At 65.0% G+C, this 21856-nt stretch carries 18 protein-coding genes and 1 pseudogene; 13 read left to right on the top strand and 6 right to left on the bottom strand.

The genetic code is table 11. From position 1 onward, the window contains the following. Positions 1 to 3: 3 nt before the first annotated feature. From A8V01_RS17350 to A8V01_RS17340, 3 genes are all read right to left on the bottom strand, one after another. Entirely contained in the window at positions 4 to 1257 is a 1254-nt protein-coding gene (locus A8V01_RS17350) for an MFS transporter (protein ID WP_103097330.1), read from the bottom strand. A gap of 80 nt (positions 1258 to 1337) precedes the next feature. Continuing rightward, positions 1338 to 2243: a LysR family transcriptional regulator gene (locus A8V01_RS17345; RefSeq protein WP_103097328.1), complete on the bottom strand. Its 906-nt coding sequence runs from the start codon at positions 2241 to 2243 to the stop codon at positions 1338 to 1340. Positions 2244 to 2332: 89 nt separating this feature from the next. Continuing rightward, entirely contained in the window at positions 2333 to 3445 is a 1113-nt protein-coding gene (locus A8V01_RS17340; protein ID WP_103097326.1) for an ROK family transcriptional regulator, read from the bottom strand. A gap of 121 nt (positions 3446 to 3566) precedes the next feature. On the opposite strand from A8V01_RS17340, the gene A8V01_RS17335 reads away from it, so the two are divergent. Genes A8V01_RS17335 through A8V01_RS29805 form a run of 3 tightly spaced genes read left to right on the top strand, consistent with a single transcriptional unit; the run spans position 3567 to position 8246 of the window. Beyond that, positions 3567 to 6044: a TonB-dependent receptor gene (locus A8V01_RS17335; protein ID WP_103097324.1), complete on the top strand. Its 2478-nt coding sequence runs from the start codon at positions 3567 to 3569 to the stop codon at positions 6042 to 6044. A gap of 34 nt (positions 6045 to 6078) precedes the next feature. Then, complete coding sequence (locus A8V01_RS17330) at positions 6079 to 7236, top strand: YdcF family protein (protein WP_103097384.1); 1158 nt, start codon at positions 6079 to 6081, stop codon at positions 7234 to 7236. A gap of 26 nt (positions 7237 to 7262) precedes the next feature. Then, positions 7263 to 8246, top strand: coding sequence for a phospholipase C/P1 nuclease family protein (locus tag A8V01_RS29805; RefSeq protein ID WP_245892682.1), 984 nt, complete (start codon positions 7263 to 7265; stop codon positions 8244 to 8246). A gap of 104 nt (positions 8247 to 8350) precedes the next feature. On the opposite strand, the pseudogene A8V01_RS17320 reads toward A8V01_RS29805, so the two are convergent. Both A8V01_RS17320 and A8V01_RS17315 read right to left on the bottom strand, forming a co-directional pair. After that, a pseudogene (locus tag A8V01_RS17320) lies at positions 8351 to 9487 on the bottom strand (MFS transporter); the annotation flags it as partial. Positions 9488 to 9707: 220 nt separating this feature from the next. Beyond that, positions 9708 to 10112, bottom strand: a complete 405-nt coding sequence (locus A8V01_RS17315) for a nuclear transport factor 2 family protein (protein ID WP_103097320.1) — start codon at positions 10110 to 10112, stop codon at positions 9708 to 9710. Between the two features lie 217 nt (positions 10113 to 10329). Here A8V01_RS17315 and A8V01_RS17310 point away from each other — a divergent pair, with 217 nt between their 5' ends. After that, positions 10330 to 11733 (top strand): aldehyde dehydrogenase family protein, encoded by a 1404-nt coding sequence (locus tag A8V01_RS17310; RefSeq protein ID WP_103097317.1) that lies wholly within the window; start codon positions 10330 to 10332, stop codon positions 11731 to 11733. A gap of 99 nt (positions 11734 to 11832) precedes the next feature. Here the strand turns inward: A8V01_RS17310 and A8V01_RS17305 are convergent, their stop codons facing one another. Beyond that, positions 11833 to 13146 carry an MFS transporter gene (locus A8V01_RS17305; protein WP_103097315.1) on the bottom strand — a complete coding sequence of 438 codons (1314 nt, stop codon included), beginning with the start codon at positions 13144 to 13146 and terminating at the stop codon, positions 11833 to 11835. A 217-nt stretch (positions 13147 to 13363) separates the two neighbouring features. On the opposite strand from A8V01_RS17305, the gene cyoA reads away from it, so the two are divergent. From cyoA to A8V01_RS17260, 9 genes are all read left to right on the top strand, one after another. Further along, complete coding sequence (gene cyoA, locus A8V01_RS17300) at positions 13364 to 14698, top strand: ubiquinol oxidase subunit II (protein ID WP_103097312.1); 1335 nt, start codon at positions 13364 to 13366, stop codon at positions 14696 to 14698. 5 nt (positions 14699 to 14703) lie between these two features. Next, positions 14704 to 16716 carry a cytochrome o ubiquinol oxidase subunit I gene (gene cyoB, locus A8V01_RS17295; protein WP_211295050.1) on the top strand — a complete coding sequence of 671 codons (2013 nt, stop codon included), beginning with the start codon at positions 14704 to 14706 and terminating at the stop codon, positions 16714 to 16716. A 96-nt stretch (positions 16717 to 16812) separates the two neighbouring features. After that, complete coding sequence (cyoC, locus tag A8V01_RS17290; RefSeq protein WP_245892686.1) at positions 16813 to 17352, top strand: cytochrome o ubiquinol oxidase subunit III; 540 nt, start codon at positions 16813 to 16815, stop codon at positions 17350 to 17352. Further along, on the top strand, positions 17352 to 17744 hold the full coding sequence (gene cyoD / locus A8V01_RS17285; protein WP_103097309.1) for a cytochrome o ubiquinol oxidase subunit IV: 393 nt from the start codon (positions 17352 to 17354) through the stop codon (positions 17742 to 17744). Before cyoC ends, cyoD begins: the two co-directional genes overlap by 1 nt. 17 nt (positions 17745 to 17761) lie before the next feature. Beyond that, on the top strand, positions 17762 to 18463 hold the full coding sequence (locus tag A8V01_RS17280; protein WP_281256510.1) for an SURF1 family protein: 702 nt from the start codon (positions 17762 to 17764) through the stop codon (positions 18461 to 18463). After that, complete coding sequence (locus A8V01_RS17275; RefSeq protein WP_211295049.1) at positions 18460 to 19809, top strand: ATP-binding protein; 1350 nt, start codon at positions 18460 to 18462, stop codon at positions 19807 to 19809. Before A8V01_RS17280 ends, A8V01_RS17275 begins: the two co-directional genes overlap by 4 nt. Next, complete coding sequence (locus A8V01_RS17270) at positions 19806 to 20360, top strand: response regulator transcription factor (protein ID WP_103097305.1); 555 nt, start codon at positions 19806 to 19808, stop codon at positions 20358 to 20360. The genes A8V01_RS17275 and A8V01_RS17270 overlap by 4 nt, the downstream gene beginning before the upstream one ends. Positions 20361 to 20416: 56 nt before the next feature. Then, entirely contained in the window at positions 20417 to 21118 is a 702-nt protein-coding gene (locus A8V01_RS17265) for a Crp/Fnr family transcriptional regulator (protein ID WP_103097302.1), read from the top strand. A 78-nt stretch (positions 21119 to 21196) separates the two neighbouring features. Continuing rightward, a complete protein-coding gene (locus tag A8V01_RS17260; protein WP_103097299.1) occupies positions 21197 to 21637 on the top strand; it encodes a GtrA family protein in 441 nt (146 codons plus the stop codon). The last annotated feature ends 219 nt before the right edge of the window (positions 21638 to 21856 follow it).

Genomic DNA, 21856 nt, shown 5'->3' with positions numbered 1-21856 from the left:
GAATCAAACCCGCTCCGCCCGCACCGCCATCAGTCCGAACAGGCTGAGTAGCGCCGCGCCTGAAATGTAGAGGCCCACGAACAGCACGCCGCCGCTGTCGGCCAGCCCTTGAGCGACGGCGGGGGCAAAGCCGCCGCCGACGATGCCGCCGACGTTGAAGGCGATCGATGCGCCGGTGTAGCGCACCCGCGCCTTGAACAGCCGGGGCAGCAGTTCAGCGATCGGGCCATAGACCAGCCCCATCGTGAACAGCGCCACGCACAGGAAAACGCCGATCACGAACAGCGATCCGGCCGAGAACATCAGTCCCATCACCGTTCCCAGCACGACGGCGCAGAAGCACCCGAACATCAGCACAGTGCGCGAGGATCGCTTGTCCGAGGCATAGCCGGCAACGACGATGCCTACCGCCATGAACAGGATGGCGAACAACTGCAGCCCCAGAAACTGCTGACGGCCATAGCCAAGCGTGGTTGTGCCGTAGCCGAGAGCAAAGGTGGTCGCGAGGTAGTAGAGCGCGAAGCAGGCAATCACCGCGAACGTCCCTGCCACCGTTTCGCGCAAGTGGGTGCGAAACAGTTCGACAATGGGGATCGCGCGATGATGGCTATCTTCTGCTGTGAACACCGGGCTTTCGGCAAGGCGGAAGCGGATCCACAGGCCAAGTCCGACGAGCACCGCGCTCAGCAGGAACGGTATGCGCCAGCCCCATGCCGCGAACTGCGCGTCGCTCAGCACTGAACTTATGATGAGAAACAGCCCGTTGGCCGCGAAGAAGCCTACCGGCGCGCCCAGCTGCGGGAACATGCCGAAGCGGGCCTCGTAGCCCTTGGGTGCGCTTTCCACCGCCAGCAGCGCCGCGCCGCCCCATTCGCCGCCAAGGCCCAGGCCCTGGCAAAAGCGCATAAGGCACAGCAGGGCCGGGGCGATCCAGCCCGCGCTTTCATACGTCGGCAGTACGCCGATCAGCACGGTGGCCCCGCCCATAAGCAGCAACGAGGCGACGAGGGTGGACTTGCGCCCCACGCGATCGCCGAAATGCCCGAACAGGGTTGCGCCCACCGGCCTTGCGATGAAGGCGATGGCGAAGCTGGCATAGGCGGCAAGGTGCTGGACGGTCGCGGATTCGGCCGGGAAGAACAGCGGCCCGAAAACGAGCGCTGCGGCGGTCGCGTAGATGTAGAAGTCGTAGAACTCGACTGCGGTGCCCACGAGGCTCGCGGTCAGCACGCGGGCGTTCTGGCGGTAGACGTTCATGCTTCGTGGTGCTCCCCTCGCTCGGCCGTCTCCTCTAGCGATGTGGAGTGCGGATGACGAGGGTTCTTGAACGGGCCGGGTTACGCCGCTTTGGCAGAGGGCTCGTCGCGGCAGGTTTCTAGCAGGCGATCGCGCAGCCAGATAGCGGCGGTGTCACGGTGGTTGCGTTCGTGCCAGAGCAGCCAGTAATCGAGCTGGCCGATCGCATTGGGTGCGGGGCGGGTGACCAGATCGTGCGTGCAGCCCCGCATCAGCCGAGACGGCACCGCCATGACCAGGTTCCCGGCATGAAGAAGATCGGGGGCAAGGCCGAAATAGGGCACACTGGCCGCAACCTTGCGCGATCCTGGTCCCAGCAGGGTGGTGACCCGGTCCAGTTCGGCATCGCTGACGGTCAGGCCGAGGTGGTCATGCTCCAGAAAATCCGCGATCGGCACTTCGCCGTTGCCTGCCAGCGGATGATCGGGCCGGGTCACGCAGACGAAATGGTCGCGGAACAGGTGCAGGCGGTGCAGTTGCGACGGGTCGTGATCCAGCCCGGAGATCGCCAGGTCGATGTCACCCTGCGCCAGCGCGCGGTGTGTGGCATGGCCCAGCGGCAGGATGTCGATGGCGATGCCGGGGGCGATGCGACGCAGCCGGGGCAGGGCGGGCAGCAGGACCGCAAGCACCCCGAAGTCGGTCGATGCGATGCGAAAGCGCCGCTCCACCTTGGCTGGGTCGAAGCGGTTTTCGATCAGCAGGCTGGAGGTTTCGGTCACCCAGTCTGCCAGCCGTCCGACCAGTTCGTCTCCGCGCCGGGTGCGGACCATGCCCGAGCCTGATCGCACCAGCAGCGGATCGTTCAGCGCATCGCGCAGTTTGGCAAGTGACCGGCTTACGTTGGGCTGGCTGATGCCAAGCATCACGGCCGTGCTCGAGACGCTCTTGGTCTTGAGCAGCATCGCCAGGACAAGCAGCAGGTTGGGCGAGAGCGACGGGATCATATGCGAGAGAGTCGCATTAGCGGAAAAGCCGCAACTGCGCCACGTCTCGATGCTTACAAAATGTTGCCGATCAGGTGCGGCTATTCCGCTCAGGTCTGGGCAGAGATCGCGTGAATGGGCAGCAGGGCCGCCCCCAGCGTGACCGGGGAGCCGCGCAGGCCGGAGACACGCACCGGCGGGCCGCGGCCTTCCACCGTTGTTACCAGCGAAGCGGTACGCAGGCGTGTCGCAAGGCCGTCCAGCACTTTGGTCGGCACTGCACCGGCCAGCACGATCGCGCCGGGGTCAAGCCACGCAAATGCAGTATCGGCAACGACCTCCAACTGGCGCGCCGCGCGGTCCATCCAGGCCTCGATCACAGGGCGCTGGGCATCCGATGCCATGTCGATCTCGCTGACCGAGGTGATGTCGCAACCGTTGGCGCGCAGCGTTGCCAGCAGGTCGAGCGGGCTGGGCCGGGGGCGGTCGCCGGGGAACAGGCAGCCGACTTCCCCGGCGACGCCGAACTGGCCGCGCACCAGCCGTCCGTCCACGATGACACCGGCGCCGATTCCGTAGCCGAGCAGAAGCACCACCACGGTAGAATGTTCGCGGAGCAGGCCGCCCATGTAAAATTCGGCGATAGCGGCGACATTGGCGTCGTTCTCCAGCCAGAGCGGCCAGCCCAGTTCGGCGCTCAGGATTTCGCGCAAGGGGGTGCCGCGCCAGCCGGGCATGTCTTCCACCACGCTCCACCGTTCGCCTTCAGGGGACAGCGCCGGTCCAGCCACCGCAACGCCGATGCCCAGCATCAGCCGGCCGAGGAGGCCGTGCCGGTCGACAAGATCATGAGTCAGCCGCCGGACGCGCCGGGCGAACTGCTGCGGATCGATGGCTGCGCTGTCTTCTCGGTGAGTGGCGATGGCATTGCCCGCAAAGTCGACCAGCACGATATCGAGCAGGCCCTTGTGCGCCGTGGCGCCCACGGCATAGCCGCCGCTGGACGCAAGCCGCAGCGGGATTGCGGGGCGCCCGCGCCCCTGTGCGCTGCCTTCGGTCACTTCCTCGATCACGCCCAGCGTCAGCAAATCGCGCGACATGCGGGTAAGCGCGGTGTTGCTGATCTCCAGCCGCTCCGCCAGTCCCGAGCGCGACAGCGCACCCGCCTTGCGCAGTTCGTGGATGATACGGCGCTGGTCCTTGTCGAGAGCGGGAATGGCCATGCGCGGGGCGGTATGCCTGTTTATTTATTTTCACAACAATAATTAAAAATGTAACAGACAAGGTTCACTGGCCCCGCGTCGCCCTCTCTCCCGGCGGCACCGAAATTCATGAGGGGCCTTCATGCTCAAGACCGTTCTCGCCACCGGCGCCGCATTTGCTGCGCTTGCCACCGCTTTCACGCCCGCCGCCGCCGAAGAGGCTCCTGCTGCCCCCGCCGCCTCGAACGAAGCTTCGGGCGACGACATCATCGTTACCGGATCGACCCGCGCCGAGCGCCGCTTCGACGTTTCCTACGCCGTCAACACGATCTCGCAGGAGGATTTCGAGAAGATCGCGCCGGTCAACTTCGCGGACCTGATCGGCCAGCTTCCCGGCTTCCAGACCGAGATCACCGGCGGTGAAGTGCAGAACATCTATCGCATCCGCGGCCTGCCCAACGACGGCGGTTTCGTGAGCTTCCAGCAGGACGGCCTGCCGCTGTTCCACGAGAACGACGGCGTGTTTTTCCGTGGCGACGCGATTCTCAAGCAGGATCTGATGACCGATCACGTCGAAGTCGTGCGCGGCGGTCCGGCTCCGGTCTATGCCAGCTATTCGGGCGCCATCATCAACGCGATCACCGTGACCGGTGACGAGACCCCGCGCGGCAAGGCGCAGGTCACGCTGGGCGATACCGGCCTCTATCGCCTTGACGCCTATCAGGCGGGTAAGCTGGCGACGGACACCTATTACGCCGTCGGCGGCTTCATGCGCTATCACGACGGCTATCGTGACAACGGCTTCCCCAACGACAAGGGCGGTCAGATCCGCGCCAACATCAAGCATGTGACCGACAACGGGTTCATCAAGCTGAACTTCAACTACGTCAACGATCACAACGCGTTCTACCTGCCGATCCCGACCAGGAACCCGCTGACCGGCGAATCGCTCAACCAGTATATCGACTACTTCGAAGGCACGATGAACTCGCCCGCCTTTCGCAACGTGAACCTTCGATATCGCGACGGTAATGGGGTTGTGCAGAGCCGCAATTCCGACTTGTCGGACGGTCGCCACATGCGGATGGTGAACTTCGGCGCGCATTACGAAGGGGACTTCGACGGCTGGCTGGTGACGGCGGCTGCGGGCTACACGCAGGGCAAGAACGACTTCACCGCGTTCTATTCGACCACGAACCCGGCGGACGGCGATGCCTTTGCCGCCGGCTACCTTGACCGCGCAACTGCCGCGTTCGGCGCGGTGGATCACTTCGGCTACACGCTGGCGGGCACCGATACGGTCTACGATCCCTACGCGGCATCGGGGCTTGTCATGCAGGGTCAGTACCGCGACATTCACTCGAAGTTCTATTCGGGCCAGGCCAACCTGTCGGTCGCGAAGAAGTTCGACACCGGGATCGGCACGCACGACATCAAGCTGGGGCTCTACGGCAGCTTGTATGGAGAGGACAGCCGCACGCTCTATCAGAACTACCTGATCGAAGTTTCCGGCAAGCCGCGCACGCTGGACCTTGTCGCCTACGACGCGGCTGGTGCGGAACTGGGCCGCGTGACCGACAACGGTGTGCTGAACTATGCAGCCACGCTCAACCAGGGCGACAGCGACGCCAAGATGTTCGCGCTCTACGCCAACGACACCTGGGAGATCGTGCCGGGTCTGCGCATCGATGGCGGCATCCGCCACGAACGCTACAGCTACAAGGGCTGGGCTGCACTCACCGAGCAGGCGAACCTGGGCGATGCGACCACGCTGGCCGACGACACCACGCGTGCCTTCACCGGCGTGATCCTGAACCAGAAGCTCAAGCCCAACGTCACCAACTGGACGATCGGCGCGAACTACGACTTCTCCAGCCATATCGGCGTCTACGGCCGCGCTTCGCACCTTGAGACGCCGCCCAACGTGCAGACCGTGATGAGCATCAACCCAACGATCATCACCACCGTCGCCGACCAGTTCGAGGCGGGCCTGAAGCTGTCGATGGGACGTTCGTACCTTTACGTCACCGGGTTCTACACCAACTTCGACCCGCTCAACGCCTCGTTCCTGGCCTACGATCCGACGACCGGCCGCAATGATGTGAACGTGCCCTTCATCGGCGAGGCGCAGGTCAAGGGTATCGAGTTCGACGGCGCGTGGAGCGTGACCCCGTGGTTCACCCTCAACGGTGCGCTGACGGTCAGCGATCCGAAGTACAAGAACTTCGAAAGTGCCACCGGCGCCGACCCGGAACAGGCGGAGGGCAACCAGATCGTCCGCCAGCCGAAGGTTTACGGCAACATCCGCCCCAGCTTCGACTTCACCACCGGCGACACCGACGTGTCGATCTATGGTCGCTATACCTACATGGGCAAGCGCTTCGTGGACCTCTACAACAATACCGCGCTGCCCGCTTACGGCACCGTGGGTGCCGGCGTGACGGTGAAGCACGGGACGTGGCAGCTGCAGGTCGTTGGCGACAACCTGTTCAATGCGCACGGTCTGACCGAAGGCAATACCCGCACCGATTCACTGGCCGGACAGGGCAGTGCCGAGGCGATCTACGGGCGTCCGATCTTCGGCCGCAACTTCCGCCTTGTCATCGGCAAGTCCTGGTAAGGGCGGCGGGCTGATGCGGAAAGGTCCGGCGCGCATGGCAGCGGTCGCTGTTGCTGCGGCACTCTCGCTCACGACGGTCTGGGCGCCTGCACAAGTTGCCAGGGCGCAGGCTGTACGGGACACCGTGACGGAGAGCCTGTCGCAGCGGTTGTTCCCCCTGCTCGACGCGCTGGGCCGCGATCCTGCTGCGCTCAATGTGCTGCAGGCCCGCCCGGAAGTGGCCACCATGCTGCGCGCCCGGTTCGACCGACGCGCGGCATGCGGCACTGACCTTGGCTGCGTGGCGCAGGCGATGATCTGGACCGATGGCGAGGCGCAGGTTCTGGCCGCCGCCGTTCCCGGTCGGGGCATGGACGATGGCCCGGCCGCGCAGGCCGGGCGCGAGATTGCGGGCATCAACACGATCGTGCGCACTTATGGACTGGGTCAGGTTCCGTCTTATCCCGGCATCGACGGGGCCGGCACGCTTGACCCGCAGGAGGCCCGCGCGCGCCTGCAGGCGGCGGCGTGGCTGGCCCGGACGCCACGTGCGAACTCGGTGCAGGCTCTTGATCCCAGCCTCGACTTCGCGCTGGCGTTGCTCGATGCCGCCGATCGCCGAGACGCGATCAGCTATGCGCCGCTTACCGGCGGGCTTAACGCGCCAGCCTTCAGGCACGCCGGGGGGCTGGACTGGAAGCGCTACCGCTACAGCGCGCTCATCGTCACCGGGGTCGGCCCGGAAGTGGAGGGCATGCCGCTCAGCCCTTACGGCAAGTACCACGTGCGCCTTGCCGCCCAGCGCTTTGCGGCAGGCGATGCGCCTTTCCTGATCATCACCGGTGGCCACGCCCACCCGCGCGCCACGCCCTTTGCCGAGGCGGAGGAGATGCGCCGGGCCCTGATAGAGCGCTACGGCGTGCCCGCGGAGGCCATCGTCATCGAGCCGCACGCGCGGCATACCACCACCAACTTGCGCAATGCATCGCGGCTGCTGATGGCCATGGGCGCCCCGCTCGACAAGGCGACTTTGATCATCTGCAACCCTGACCAGAGCGCGATGATCGAGAGCCCCGATTTCGTGAAGCGCAACGACCGCGAACTGGGCTACCAGCCCGGCGCGATTGGTCCGCGTGTATCGTCCACCGAGCTGGAGTTCCGCCCGTCGCCGCTCTCGGCCCGCGTCGACCCGCGCGACCCGCTCGATCCCTGAACTGCCTTCCTGAACCGGAGCCTCCCATGCGTATCATCCTGCTTGCGGCCAGCGCCGTGCTAAGCCTCAGCCCCACGATCGCGATGGCATGGGGCGGCACCGCCCATACCGTGATCGACCGCGCCGCGATCGAGGCCATTCCCGATGACGGCCCGGTGTTCCTGCGCAAGTACGAGGACTATATCGGCGCATCATCGCTGCTGCCCGATTCATGGCGCGGCGATTCGGAGAACTTCTCCAAGATCGAGGAAGACCCCAATCACGGTTGGTTCCGCGAACAGTTCACGTTCCTCAAGCCCATTCCGCGTTCACGCTACGAATTCGTGATCGCGCTCTACAAGCAGCATGAAAAGATCAAGGACAGCGATCCGGAAACGGCTGCGCGCACCAACGTGCGATGGACCGGGACGCTGCCTTATGCCGCCATCGAGGCTTACGATCGCATCGTCGTGTGCATGCGGCGCATCCGTGCGGCGAATGCGGCAGGCGCGGATGCCTCGGTAGCAGAGCAGAACTGCGCGTTCGATGTGATCCGGCTGGGCCACTACATCGGCGACGGGGCCAATCCGATGCACGATTCGGTCAGCAGCGACGGCTGGCGCGGTCCCAATCCGCATGGCTACACTACCGAACGCAGCGTCCACGGCCGCTTCGAAAGCCGGTTCGTGGACGGCATGAAGCTGTCCGTGGCCGATATCGCTCCGCGCATCGGCAAGCCGGGGCGCAGGAACGGAGACATGTTTGACGCCGTGCTCGCCTATCTCGATGCATCGGGTGACAAGGTCGGCGCAGTGTTTGCGCTGGAAAAGCGCGATGGTTTCGCCAACTTCGCTGACCGTGACGTGCGTGAGATGATCTATGAACGCACGGCGGCCGGGGCGACGATGCTGCGAGACATGCTCTGCCGCGCCTGGACGGAAAGCGCATCGCCGCCGGCCAAGGTCGAACCTTCGCCGCTCGACTTCGCCAATCCCCGGTTCAACCCGGAAACCGGCTCGGCGCCCGACTGAGCCTTGCGGTCCAGCGCGGCGCGCACTCTTGCGTGTCGCGCGTGGCCGATATCGAAGCGTTGCAGCAGTACGATGGTAGACAGTGCTCCGACCAACGGCAGGCCTAGTCCCAGCGCCAGCATGCCGGTTTCCACGGTGGTGCTCTGGCTTGCCCCCGGCATGTAGCCCAGCCATCCCAGCGCCCAGCCAATCAGCGCCGTCGCCGCCGCGCCGCTGGCCTTCACCGTGACGAGGTAGAAGGCGAAAAGGCCGGTCTCCAGCCGTCGGCCATGGCGCAGCGCCACGAAGTCCACGGCATTGGCCAGCAGTCCCCAAGGCAGCATGAACACCGATGCAAGGCCGAAACCGATCACTGCCGCACAGGCCAAAAGGGCCTGAGGTTGCCTGAGGAACAAGGCAAACAGCACGAAACCCACCGCGCTGACGCCATGGCCGATGGCCAGCACCCGCGCCTGATCCAGCCTTGCGGTCAGCGGGGTCCAGAACAATACCCCCGCGAACTGGCCGCAGGTGACCGCCAGCAGCAGCGGCGCGACCATGTCGGGCCGGTCCACCACGTAAGTTCCCATGTAAAGAATCATCCGGCCGAAGGTCGGCATTGCAAAGCCGGTGACGAGCGCAAGCAGGCCCATGCCGATCACCAGCGGATCACGCAGGGGCACGCCTATTCCGTCCTCGGCGGCCGCGGCGGTCGATATGCGGTCACGGGCTCCGCTTCCCGAAGTCAGCACGCACAAAATCATGGTCAGCGCAAAAAGGGCACCCGCGACCAGACCGGTCAGGGCCAGCGCGTCGAAGGCACGGCTGCGTGCCGCATGCTGCACCAGCGGCGTCAGCACGAGGGCGACGCACAGCGAACTCGCCGTGCTGAACAGCAGCCGATAGCCGGAAACCCGCCCGCGCGCGCGGCTGTCGGTGGTCATTTGCGCCATAAGCGCGTTGTGCGGCACGTCGATCACGGCATAAGCGCCGCGAAAGATCAGCATCGCTGCAGCCAGCAGCCATCCCTCGCGCATTCCGCAGGCGGGCATTGCGTAAAGCAGCGCGAAGGCCATTCCGCATGGCACCGTCCCTGTCGCTACCAGCCAGCGGTAGCCGCGTCCCTTGCGCCTCAGACGGATCACCAGCGCGGCGGCCACCAGATCGAAGACGAGGTCTCCGGCCAGCGCCACCATCATCAGTGATCCGGCTGCGATGGCGGTCAGGCCCAGAAGGTCCGTCAGCAGGAACAGAATGGTCATGTCCGCTCCGGCAAAGACGATGGCCTTGCCGAAGTTGCCCGATGAATAGGCGAACAGCCGTGCTTCGCGCACCAGCGGGGCGAACGGGGCAGGGCCGGTGCCGCCGGTGCGGCGAATCTCCGGGCGGCAAGCGGTCATCGACAGCAGCGCCTAGCGGCGGTTCATTTCACTAATGCGACGCTCGCACGACCGGGATCGTACATGCAGGGCGGTCTTGCCCTCAGGCCGCTGCGGCTTTTGCCTGTGCAGCCGCGACGAACGACGCGGGATCGTAGTAGTATGGCTTGATCTCGCAGCACTTGCCGTCGCGGAAGCGGAACATCTCGCAGATCTCGGCGGGTGCCAGTGACGGGTCGGCGAAGCGCAGCGAAAGGATCGTGACGGCGTGATTCTTGCCCACTGTGGTCTCGATACGGTCCAGCGCCACGACATCGCACAGACCCATGACCCGCGCATAGAGTTCGCGCAGACCGTTCTTGCCGCGATATTCTCCGGCCATCGGCAGGCCATTCGCTTCGTATGCGACAAAGTCGTCGGTCAGCATCTGCGAGGCGGTTTCCCAGTCTCCCACCCCTGTGGCTGCGTAGAGCCGGTCGACGAAATCGATCATCTCTTCTGAGTTCATGTCATTTCCTCTCCTACCCGGCCGTGCGGCATTGGCCAGCACGTCAGTTTCATGCCGGGCCGTCTCGATCACCTGCACTTTTGGGCAGTGTGCGCCGCGAACGGCAGGACGCGCCGGGGCGTTGCCGCATCCTGGCGCAGCCTCCATATACGCGGCCTGTCGTGGCGTAGCCGTTTCGGGCCGCGCCGCAGTCTGATGATCAGGAAGGATTTGCGTGATGCCCTACCGGCTTCTCATCGATGGTGCGCTGGTGCCCGGAGCCTCTTCGATCGACGTGGTGAACCCGGCGACGGGGCAGGTTCTGATGCAGGCTCCGCGCGCCGATGAGGCTCAGGCGGAGCAGGCGGTCGCGGCGGCAAGACAGGCGTTTCCCGGATGGGCGGCGCTTGGCTACGGCCGGCGGAGTACGCTGCTGGACGCGCTGGCAGGAGCGATCGAGGAGCGGATCGACGATTTCGCCCGGTTGCTGACGCAGGAGCAGGGCAAGCCCTTGGCCGAAGCTCGCGGTGAAGTGATGGCGACTATTGCCGCGCTTACCTATTACGCCCAGCTTGAACTGGAACCGCGCGTATTGCGCGAGACGGCGGCAGAGCGGATCGTCGAGCAGCGCTATCCGCTTGGCGTCGTGGCCGCGATCACGCCATGGAACTATCCCCTGCTGCTGCTGATGGTGAAGCTGGCCCCGGCGCTGATCACCGGCAACACGGTGATCGCCAAGCCCGCGCCCACCACGCCGCTGACCACGCTGCTGCTGGGCGAGATTGCGGCGGATATCCTGCCCGCCGGCGTGTTCCAGACGCTGGTGGACCAGAACGACCTTGGCGCGCTGCTGAGTCGCCATCCGGACGTTGCCCATGTCAGCTTCACCGGATCGACGCCGACCGGCAAGAAAGTGCTGGGCAGCGCGGCCGATACGTTAAAGCGCTTCACGCTGGAACTGGGCGGCAACGATGCCGCGATCGTGCTGGACGATGCGGATGTGGCCAAAGTTGCGCCGCGTATCTTCCGGGGTGCGACGACGAACGCCGGACAGATCTGCCTTGCCGTCAAGCGGGTCTACGCGCCGCGGGGCATGGTCGATGCGCTGTGCGCCGAACTTGCGCGGCTGGCGGGCGAGGCTGTCGTCGGGGACGGGCTTGAGCAGGGCACCACGATCGGCCCGATCCAGAACCGCGCGCAATTCGAGAAGGTGCTGGGGTTCATCGCGGACGCGCGCGAGAATGGCACCATCGTTGCCGGTGGCGATGCGCTGCCGGGCGAAGGCTATTTCATCGCGCCGACCATCGTGCGCGACCTGCCCGACGATGCGCGGCTGGTGCGCGAAGAGCAGTTCGGCCCGGTCCTGCCGGTGCTCGGCTACGACGATCTTGAAGACGCCATCGCCCGCGCCAACGACAGCGATTTCGGGCTTGGCGGGACGGTGTGGACATCGGACGTCGAACGCGGGATGGCGGTTGCATCCCGGATCGAGAGCGGCACCGTCTGGGTGAACAAGCACCTGGAACTGCCCTTCGACGTGCCGTTCGGCGGCGCCAAGCAATCGGGCATCGGCCGCCAGCAGGGGATCGAGGGGATGGAGGATTTCACGCAGCCCCGCATCGTCAACGCGGCGCTGGGATAAGGTTCGCGCTGGCATAAGGCCCAGCCCGAAGACGCAAAGAAAAAGGCCGCTCCCCGATGTGGGGAGCGGCCTTTTTTGCGTCTCGCGGGGCCTGCCGGATCAGCGGCTGGCGAGTTCCTTGTTCAGCCACAGGGCCAGCAGGGTGGCCAGTGCGCCCGAGAGCAGGTAGCCGCCCGAAGCGATCAGGCCGAAGTGGGTGGAGAGCAGCAGTGCCGCCAGCGGGGCGAAACCGGCGCCGAACAGCCAGGCAAGGTCACTGGTGAGCGCCGAGCCGGTGTAGCGGTGGTCAGTCGCGAAGGCCGAGGCCACGACGCCCGACGACTGGCCGAACGACAGGCCCAGCAGGATGAAGCCGCCGATCATGAAGGTCAGCTCACCGGCGGTGCCGGCATCGAGCAGCTGCGGTGCGAACCCGCTGAACACCGCGATGCCCACGGCGCAGGTGCCGAGCAGGGTGCGGCGGCCGTAACGGTCGGCCAGACGGCCCGAGAAGAGCACGGCGACAAGACCGAAGACTGCGGCCAGCACTTCGATCAGCAGGAAGCGGGTGGGCGCTTCACGGGTGAACAGGAACACCCACGAGAGCGGGAACACGGTGACCATGTGGAACATCGCGAAGCTGGCAAGCGGTGCGAATGCGCCGATCAGGACGGTGCGGCCTTCCTTGCTTACGGTGCCCATCACGCTGACGGGCTGCAGGTCGCGGCTTTCGAAGAGGGTCTGGAATTCTTCGGTGACGACGATGCGCAGGCGCGCGAAAAGCGCAACGACGTTGATCGCCAGGGCCACGAAGAACGGATAGCGCCAGCCCCACTCAAGGAAGTCGGCGGCGGGCAGCACGGCGATCATGTAGGCGAACAGCGCGCTGGCGACGATAAGGCCGAACGGCGCACCCAGCTGCGGGACCATCGCCCACCAGCCGCGGCGGTTTTCCGGTGCGTTGAGCGCGAGGAGCGAGGCAAGCCCGTCCCAGGTGCCGCCCAGCGCGAAGCCCTGCGCGATGCGGAAGATCGCCAGCAGCCAGATCGCGGTGTTGCCCATGGTTTCATAGGTCGGCAGGAACGCGATGGCCGCGGTCGAGCCGCCAAGGCCGAACAGCGCGATCGTCAGCTTGACGCCGCGGCCGTAGGCGCGGTCGAGCGCCATGAAGAACAGCGAACCGAACGGACGGGCGATGAACGCCAGCGCGAAGATCGCGAAGCTGTAGAGCGTGCCGGTCAGCGGATCGACGAAGGGGAAGAACAACTTCGGGAACACCAGCACCGAAGCGATGGCATAGACGAAGAAGTCGAAGAATTCCGAAGTGCGGCCGATGATCACGCCGATCGCGATCTCGCCGGGCGAAATCGCGTGGTGCGGCTTGAACGTCGGCAGGCCGAGTTCCTCGCGGGTCGGGGTCATGGTTGTGCTCATCTGGCGTATCGCGGCCTTCGTCTGGTATAACACGCCGGCCCGTGGGAGTCTCTGGCGAAGAGTCTCGCCGAATTGAGTCTCACAGGCCCGCGAATCGCGCCGGCGCGACGGGCGCGCGGCTTCACAATCGAGTGCCCTATTGTCATTGATCGGGCGCAAGGGGATTGGACAAAATGTCCTATGTTCGCATCCGCAGCACGAGCTTAGGCGACGCGCCATGCAACCGCCCGAGTCACGCCTGAACCCGCCCGGCCGTCGTTTCGGCCCGTTTCGAAACCGCGTCATGCGTATCGGGGTCGCCCTCGGGCTGACCGCCGCGCTGTCGGCGTGCAACACCGTCGTGCTGAAGCCGTCGGGCGATGTTGCCCAGCAGCAGGGCGACCTTGTGGTCGTTGCCACGCTGCTCATGCTGCTGATCGTCGTGCCGGTCATGCTGGCCGTGGTGATCTTCGCATGGCGTTACCGCGCGAACAACCAGGACGCCAAGTACGAGCCGGACTGGGATCACTCGACCCAGCTGGAACTGATGATCTGGGCCGCGCCGCTGCTCATCATCATCTGCCTTGGCGCCGTGACCTGGACCAGCACGCACCTTCTTGATCCTTATCGCACCATCGGCCGCATCGACGCGCAGACGCAAGTGGCCAAGGACGCCAGGCCGCTGGAAGTCGAAGTCGTCGCGCTCGACTGGAAGTGGCTGTTCATCTACCCCGAACAGGGTGTCGCCACGGTCAACGAACTGGTTGTGCCGAGCGGCCGCCCGCTGAACTTCAAGATCACTTCCGCGAACGTGATGAACTCGTTCTACGTTCCGGCGATGGCAGGTCAGATCTACGCGATGCCGGGCATGGAAACGCGCCTGCACGCGGTGATGAACTCGAACGTCGAATCGATCGGCTTCTCGGCCAACTATTCAGGCGCGGGCTTCACGCACATGCGCTTCAAGATGCGTTCGGTTTCTGACGCGGACTTCGCCAAGTGGATCGGCGACGTGAAGGCAACCGGCACCAAGCCGCAGCCCGCCGGCGACATCATCGCCGCCTCGGAATTCGAAGGCGTTCCCGCCAAGCAGATGGGCGGCATGCTCGACCGCGCGGCTTATCTCGAACTTGAAAAGCCGACGCAGAAGGTTCCCTCGATCCGCTTCGCCAATGTCGATCCCAAGCTTTATGACGCCGTCGTCAACATGTGCGTCCAGCCGGGCAAGATGTGCATGAGCGAGATGATGGCGCTCGATTCGCGCGGCGGCATGGGCAAGGCGGGCATCCGCAACGTGCAGATGCTGTCCTACGACAAGGCAGGCCGCGACAGCGCGGTGGCCGAAAGCGCCAACCCCACCGAAGCGGTCCAGCGCGAACTGGCCTGGGTCCGTGCCCTGTGCGAACAGATGCCGGGTCAGGTTCGCGACGGTTCCGTCAAGGCGCCTTCCGATCTTCGCTCGCTGAACGGCGCCGGGATCCCCGCGCCGCAGTCGATCGGCTTCGGTGGTGAGGACGCGCCCGTCGCGTCTTCGCCGAAGCCCGCTCACATTTCCCTGAATTCGCGGAACTGACACTCATGGCCATCGAAGCCGAAGCCCATACCCACTGGAGCCCGCTACTCGGGCGCCTGTGGCTGGACGCCATCCCGCAGGAGCCGATCGTGCTCGCGACCTTCGTGGTCGTGATGCTCGGCGGCGCCGCACTCGTTGCGGGCCTGACCTACTTCAAGCTGTGGGGCTATCTCTGGAAGGAGTGGTTCACCAGCGTCGATCACAAGAAGATCGGGATCATGTACATGATCCTGGGCCTGATCATGTTCCTGCGCGGCTTCGCCGACGCGGTCATGATGCGCGCCCAGCAGGCAATGGCGTTCAACGGCAACGAGGGCTACCTCAACGCCCACCACTACGACCAGGTCTTCACCGCGCATGGCGTGATCATGATCTTCTTCGTGGCGATGCCTTTCGTCACGGGTCTCATGAACTACATCGTGCCGCTGCAGATCGGTGCGCGTGACGTCAGCTTCCCGTTCCTGAACAACTTCAGCTTCTGGATGACGACCGCGGGCGCGGTGCTGGTCATGATGTCGTTGTTCGTGGGCGAATTCGCGCAGACCGGCTGGCTGGCCTATCCGCCGCTGTCGAACCTGGCGTACAGCCCGTGGGTCGGCGTCGACTACTACATCTGGGCCCTGCAGATCGCGGGTGTCGGTACGCTGCTTTCGGGCGTCAACCTGGTGTGCACCATCGTCAAGATGCGCGCGCCCGGCATGACCATGATGCGCATGCCGGTGTTCACCTGGACCTCGCTTTGCACCAACATCCTGATCGTCGCCGCCTTCCCGGTGCTGACGGCGGTGATGACGATGCTGACCGTCGACCGCTACCTCGGCTTCAACTTCTTCTCGAACGACTTCGGCGGCTCGCCGATGATGTACGTGAACCTGATCTGGATCTGGGGCCACCCCGAGGTTTACATCCTCATCCTGCCGCTGTTCGGCGTGTTCTCGGAAGTCACCTCGACCTTCTCGGGCAAGCGCCTGTTCGGCTACTCGTCGATGGTCTACGCCACGCTGGTCATCACCATCCTGTCCTACCTCGTGTGGCTGCACCACTTCTTCACGATGGGTTCGGGCGCGAGCGTAAACTCGTTCTTCGGCATCACCACCATGGTGATCTCGATCCCGACCGGCGCGAAGCTGTTCAACTGGCTGTTCACGATGTACCGCGGCCGCATCCGCTACGAGCTGCCGATGATGTGGACCGTCGCGTTCATGCTGACCTTCACGGTCGGCGGCATGACCGGCGTGCTGCTGGCGGTTCCGCCTGCGGACTTCGTGCTCCACAACTCGCTGTTCCTGATCGCGCACTTCCATAACGTGATCATCGGCGGCGTGCTGTTCGGCCTGTTCGCGGCGATCAACTTCTGGTGGCCCAAGGCCTTCGGCTTCAAGCTCAACGTGTTCTGGGGCAAGGTCAGCTTCTGGCTGTGGGTTCCCGGCTTCTGGTTCGCCTTCATGCCGCTCTATATCCTGGGCCTGATGGGCGTGACCCGCCGCATGCGCGTGTTCGACGATCCGTCGATCCAGATCTGGTTCGTCATCGCCGCTTTCGGCGCCGTGATGATCGCCGGCGGCATCGGCGCCATGCTGGTCCAGTTCGCGGTTTCCATCTGGAAGCGCGAAGAGCTGAAGGACGAGACGGGCGATCCGTGGGGCGGCCGTACCCTGGAATGGTCGACCTCGTCGCCGCCGCCGGAGTACAACTTCGCCTTCACGCCGATCGTGCACGACCTTGACGCATGGGACGACATGAAGCGCTGCGGCGTGGAACGTCCGACCTCGGGCTTCCGTCCGATCCACATGCCCAAGGGCACGGGGACCGGCCTGATCCTGGCGGGTCTGTCGACGGCGCTCGGCTTCGCGATGATCTGGTATATCTGGTGGCTTGCGGCGGTCTCGTTCGCCGGGATCATCGGCTACGCGATCTTCCATACCTTCAACTACAAGCGGGACTACCACATCCCCGTCGAGACGGTCGAAGCGACCGAGGCGGAACGCACCCGCCAGCTCGCCGCCGCGGGAGCCTGAGACATGACCGCTACTGCACATAACCTGGACCAGCCCAAGCTGCAGGCCGCGTTCTACGACCTGAACGAGCATGACCATCCCGAAGGCGGCAGCACCATGCTCGGCTTCTGGATCTACCTGATGAGCGACTGTCTCATCTTCGCCATGCTGTTCGCGGCATACGGCGTGCTGGGCGGAAGCCTGGCCGCCGGGCCGGGGCCGAAGGATCTGTTCGACCTGCCGCTGGTGGCGCTCAACACCGCCATGCTGCTGTTCTCGTCGATCACCTATGGCTTCGCCATGCTGGCGATGGAAAAGGGCAACAAGGGCGGCACGCAAGCGTGGCTGCTGGTGACCGCGCTGTTCGGCGCTGCCTTCCTCTTCATCGAACTCTACGAGTTCAGCCACCTGATCCACGAAGGCGCGACGCCGATGCGTTCGGGCTTCCTCACCGCGTTCTTCTCGCTGGTGGGTACCCACGGTCTGCACGTGACCTTCGGCATGATCTGGCTGTTCACGCTGGTTGTGCAGGTGGCGAAGAAGGGCCTGATCCCGGCCAACAAGCGCCGTCTCATGTGCCTGTCGCTGTTCTGGCACTTCCTTGACGTCATCTGGATCGGCGTCTTCACCTTCGTCTACCTGATGGGAATGCTCTGATGGGCACTGAACACGCACACCCGAACCCGCAAGCGCACGATCACCACGACGAGCACGGCGCGAGCCACGGCTCGATGCGCGAATACGTCGTCGGCTTCCTGCTGTCGGTGGTGCTGACGGCGATCCCGTTCTGGCTGGTCATGTCGGGCGCCATCCCCGACAAGCAGACCACCGCGCTGGTGATCATGGCCTTCGCCGTGGTGCAGATCGTGGTCCACATGATCTACTTCCTGCACATGAACACCAAGTCTGAGAACGGCTGGACGGTCATGGCGCTGATCTTCACGATCGTGCTGGTCATCATCACCCTGTCCGGTTCGCTGTGGGTCATGTTCCACCTCAACACCAACATGATGCCGATGAGCGTCCACGACATGGGCCAGCTGCCCTGACCGGGGACCGTACATCGGTGACACGCGGAGCGCGGCGGCCCATCGGGTTTGCCGCGCTTCTGCTAGTGGCGTTCGCGGGGTTCGTGGCGCTGGGCGTCTGGCAGGTCCAGCGGATGCACTGGAAGCATGCGCTGATCGCCCGCGTCGATGCGCGCGTCCATGCCGCCCCGGTGGCGCTGCCGGCCGACGCGAAGCTGGGCCCCGATCTCGAATATCTTCGCGTCGGCGTTTCGGGCGTCTATGACGGCGCTGCGACCGCGCTGGTGCGGGCCGCCACGGAACGTGGGACGGGCTACTGGACGATGACGCCGCTGCGCCTTGATGACGGCAGGCTCCTGTGGATCAACCGCGGCTTCGTGCCTGCGGGAACCACCCGCGCCGCCGCCGGAGCATCTGCCCCGGCCGGGAAGGTGTCGATCGTCGGCCTGCTGCGCTCGCCGGAGCCCAAGGGCAGCATCCTGCAGTCCAACGCCCCTGCCGATGATCGCTGGTACTCGCGCGATACCGCCGCGCTGGCCGGGGCGCGCGGGCTGGGCGCGGTGACCCCCGCCTTCGTTGACGTGCAGGTAGAGCAGGCCGCCGCCGTGCCCGCGCTCAGGCCGGTTCCGGGCCTCACCCAGATCAAGTTCCCCGACAGTCACCTGAGCTATGCCCTGACCTGGTTCGCGATGGCGGCGCTGTCTCTGGTCGCACTGGCCTACATATGGCGCAGGGCATGATCGACCGCCTGGCGGCGCTGTTCGCGCCGCCGGAAATGCCGGGCAGCACGCCGAGCCGTTCCAGCGTCGTCTTGCTGACCCAACTGCGCTGGATCGCGGTGTTCGGGCAGCTGGCCACGATCATCGTCGTTGCCGCCGTGCTCAAGGTGCGTCTGCCGCTGGCGCCGCTGCTGCTGGCGCCGCTGCTGCTGATCGTCATCAACCTGACCGTCGCGCGCGTGGTGCTGCAGCGCGAATCGTTTTCCCAGCGCGAGATGTTCTCGGCGCTGATGATCGATGTCGTCGCGCTGTGCTGGCAGCTGTATTACTCGGGCGGGGCGACCAACCCCTTCACCTTCCTGTTCCTGCTTCAGATCGTCATCGGCGCGATCATCCTTGAGGCGCGCTGGAGCTGGCTGGTCGCGCTCAATGCCTGCCTGTGCATGGCGCTGCTGACGTTCCGCTACGTGCCGCTTCAGCTGCCCGATCGCTTTGCCGGGGACCACTTCCACCTCTACATCTACGGCAGCCTGTTCTGCTTCGTGCTGGCCGCGGTGCTGCTGATCGTCTTCGTGGTGCGGCTCGACCGCAACCGGCGCGAAAGCGACGCGCAGCTGGCCGCGTACCACCAGCAGGCAGCGGAGGAGGACCATATCATCCGCATGGGCCTGCTTGCGTCGGGCGCGGCGCATGAACTGGGCACGCCGCTGTCGTCGATCTCGGTGATCCTGGGCGACTGGAGCCACGAGCCGACGATCATGGATGACCCCGACATGGCGGCCGACCTTGCCGACGTGCGCCGCGAGCTTGAACGCTGCAAGACCATCGTGTCAGGCATTCTCATGTCGGCGGGCGAGGTACGCGGGGTCGATCCGGCGGTTACCACGGTGCGCGGCTTCATCGATGATCTGGCCGAGGAATGGCGCACCCGCATCCCCGGCGAACTGCGCGTGACCGACCGCATGGCCGACGACGTGGAGATCATTGCCGACCCCGGCCTGCGCCAGATCGTTGGCAATGTGATCGACAACGCCATCGAGGTCTCGCCCGACCTCGTGCTGGTCGAGGTATGGCTGGAAGGCGACGGTGAAGGCAAGAATCAGGGCCGGCAGGTGATGCTCACCGTGAGCGACCGCGGCCCCGGCTTCGCGCCCGAAGTGCTGCGCCGCCTTGGCCAGCCCTATATCTCCACCAAGGGGCGTGACGGGGGCGGGCTTGGCCTGTTCCTCGTCATCAATGTGATCCGCAAGCTGGGCGGGACGGTTTCGGTAGAGAACCGCGCGACCGGCGGTGCGAGCGTGCAACTGGCGATCCCCCTCGCTACACTGGCGCTCGAAGAACAAGAACAACGGCAAGAGAAGCAATGACCGACACCCCCTCCGCCATCGGCGCGACGGGCGCAAGCCTGCTCATCGTCGAGGATGATCCCACCTTTGCGCGCACCCTGCGCCGCTCGTTCGAGCGGCGCGGCTATCGCGTCGCCTCCGCCGCCAGCCCGGAAGAAGCCGAGGCGCTGTTCCTTGCGGACAGCTTCGAATTCGCCGTGGTGGACCTGAAGCTCGGCGCGGGCTCGGGCCTTACCGTGGTTGAGGCGCTGCATGCCCATGCGCCGCAGACCCGCATCGTCGTGCTGACCGGCTATGCCAGCATCGCAACGGCGGTTGAGGCGATCAAGCTGGGCGCCTCGCACTATCTCGCCAAGCCGTCGAACACTGACGATATCGAAGCGGCCTTCGCATCTCTGCGCGGCGATGCCAGCGTGCCCGTGGAAGGGCGCAAGACTTCGATCAAGACGCTGGAGTGGGAATATATTCACCAGACCCTGGTGGAGTGCGAGTTCAACATATCGGAAACCGCGCGCCGCCTTGGCCTTCATCGCCGCACGCTCGCGCGCAAGCTGGAGAAGCGGCAGCTTTGAGAAAGCCTGCATTCTCCGCTATGCGACTCAGGAAAATCCCCCGGTGACCAGAACTTATGTCCAGCTGTGATCTATGCGTCGTCCGCAATCGGGCGATCTGCTCTGCCCTTGACCCCATGGAGCTGGCGGCGCTCACCGCGATCGGCCGCACGCGCCAGCTTACGGCGGGGGAATCGATCATCTGGGAGGGGGAGGATTCGGTCCTCGTCGCCAATGTGATCGACGGCGTTCTGAAGCTGTCCACCAATACCGAGGACGGGCGCGAGCAGATCGTCGGCGTGGTCTATCCGTCCGACTTCATCGGGCGGCCCTTCGGCGGCACCACCGGCCATGGGGTTACGGCGCTGACGGATGCCAAGGTCTGTGTCTTCTCCCGCCGCGACTTCGACGCTTTCGCGCGTGAGCATCCGGCGCTGGAGCACAAGCTGCTTGAACGCACGCTGGGCGAACTGGACCGCACGCGCCGCTGGATGCTCCTGCTGGGGCGCAAGTCGGCGGCAGAGAAGATGGCCAGCTTCCTTGTCGAGATGACCGAGCGGCTGAGCGGATCGAGCTGCCGGGTCGAACGGGACAAGCCCAACCAGCGCATCCTGACGCTGCCGTTCTCGCGCCAGCAGATCGCGGACGTGCTGGGCCTGACGATCGAGACGGTGAGCCGCCAGTTCACCCGCCTCAAGAACGAAGGCGTGATCGACCTGCCTTCGCGCCGCGAGGTGACGATCCTCGATTTCGACACGCTGGTGGCCGAAGCGGGATAGCGTTTCTCCGCACCGTGCGGGAAACCACGCCTGAAACCACGCCGGAAACCACACGGGCCTGCCGGAGTTGGATCAGGCATGTTTCATTCGCCCATCGTGCCGGCTCATGCCCGGACGCACTATGGCCTGTTCAGCCGCCACACCGCCGTGTTGTTCGCACGCAATGCCGTCACGTCGAGCCTGTGCTTCGCGATCGACATGGGGCTAATCTGGCTGATGGTGTCGCAGCTGGGCATCGACAAGTTCGTGGCGGTGACGGCGGGGTTCCTCATCGCCAACTCGCTGAACTACGGGTTCGCGCGGATCTGGGTGTTTCGCGAAAGCGATCGCGGGTTTTTCACCGGCTACGTCTACTACCTGACCAATGCGCTGGTGGGACTGGCGGTGATCCTGGGCGGCTTTGCGCTGATGACCGAGGTGTTCGACGCGCATTACCTGGTGGCGCGGGTGATCGTGTCGCTCTGTTCGGGAACGCTGGTGTTCCTGCTGAACCTGACCCTGAACTTCCACGAGGTCTGATGTGCTCTCCGATGGGAGAGGAACCTTGCGCATACGCCGTTGCCCGCTGGCGAGTGCGGGCCATTACGCCGGGGGAAGGTAACGCGAAGGACCGAAAGTAAAATCGGGTCGGCGTCGGGAGCGTCCACGCAGGGACGCGGGGGGTTGTGTTCCGCAGGCTCAGGCGAGTGGCCGGGTAGCAGCGGGCAGCCCGGCTCGACCAGCATTCCATCGAACTCG

Source organism: Novosphingobium guangzhouense, assembly GCF_002896965.1.
GTDB lineage: Bacteria > Pseudomonadota > Alphaproteobacteria > Sphingomonadales > Sphingomonadaceae > Novosphingobium > Novosphingobium guangzhouense.
Note: the sequence above shows the minus strand (reverse complement) of the source record. Positions and strands in the feature narration are given on the sequence as shown.

Bases quoted from the DNA above. Each gene is read 5' to 3' on its own strand.
- A8V01_RS17350 (WP_103097330.1), bottom strand. From the start codon at position 1,257: ATGAACGTCTACCGCCAGAACGCCCGCGTGCTGACCGCGAGCCTCGTG.
- A8V01_RS17345 (WP_103097328.1), bottom strand. From the start codon at position 2,243: ATGATCCCGTCGCTCTCGCCCAACCTGCTGCTTGTCCTGGCGATGCTG.
- A8V01_RS17340 (WP_103097326.1), bottom strand. From the start codon at position 3,445: ATGGCCATTCCCGCTCTCGACAAGGACCAGCGCCGTATCATCCACGAA.
- A8V01_RS17335 (WP_103097324.1), top strand. From the start codon at position 3,567: ATGCTCAAGACCGTTCTCGCCACCGGCGCCGCATTTGCTGCGCTTGCC.
- A8V01_RS17330 (WP_103097384.1), top strand. From the start codon at position 6,079: ATGGCAGCGGTCGCTGTTGCTGCGGCACTCTCGCTCACGACGGTCTGG.
- A8V01_RS29805 (WP_245892682.1), top strand. From the start codon at position 7,263: ATGCGTATCATCCTGCTTGCGGCCAGCGCCGTGCTAAGCCTCAGCCCC.
- A8V01_RS17315 (WP_103097320.1), bottom strand. From the start codon at position 10,112: ATGAACTCAGAAGAGATGATCGATTTCGTCGACCGGCTCTACGCAGCC.
- A8V01_RS17310 (WP_103097317.1), top strand. From the start codon at position 10,330: ATGCCCTACCGGCTTCTCATCGATGGTGCGCTGGTGCCCGGAGCCTCT.
- A8V01_RS17305 (WP_103097315.1), bottom strand. From the start codon at position 13,146: ATGAGCACAACCATGACCCCGACCCGCGAGGAACTCGGCCTGCCGACG.
- cyoA (WP_103097312.1), top strand. From the start codon at position 13,364: ATGCAACCGCCCGAGTCACGCCTGAACCCGCCCGGCCGTCGTTTCGGC.
- cyoB (WP_211295050.1), top strand. From the start codon at position 14,704: ATGGCCATCGAAGCCGAAGCCCATACCCACTGGAGCCCGCTACTCGGG.
- cyoC (WP_245892686.1), top strand. From the start codon at position 16,813: ATGCTCGGCTTCTGGATCTACCTGATGAGCGACTGTCTCATCTTCGCC.
- cyoD (WP_103097309.1), top strand. From the start codon at position 17,352: ATGGGCACTGAACACGCACACCCGAACCCGCAAGCGCACGATCACCAC.
- A8V01_RS17275 (WP_211295049.1), top strand. From the start codon at position 18,460: ATGATCGACCGCCTGGCGGCGCTGTTCGCGCCGCCGGAAATGCCGGGC.
- A8V01_RS17270 (WP_103097305.1), top strand. From the start codon at position 19,806: ATGACCGACACCCCCTCCGCCATCGGCGCGACGGGCGCAAGCCTGCTC.
- A8V01_RS17265 (WP_103097302.1), top strand. From the start codon at position 20,417: ATGTCCAGCTGTGATCTATGCGTCGTCCGCAATCGGGCGATCTGCTCT.
- A8V01_RS17260 (WP_103097299.1), top strand. From the start codon at position 21,197: ATGTTTCATTCGCCCATCGTGCCGGCTCATGCCCGGACGCACTATGGC.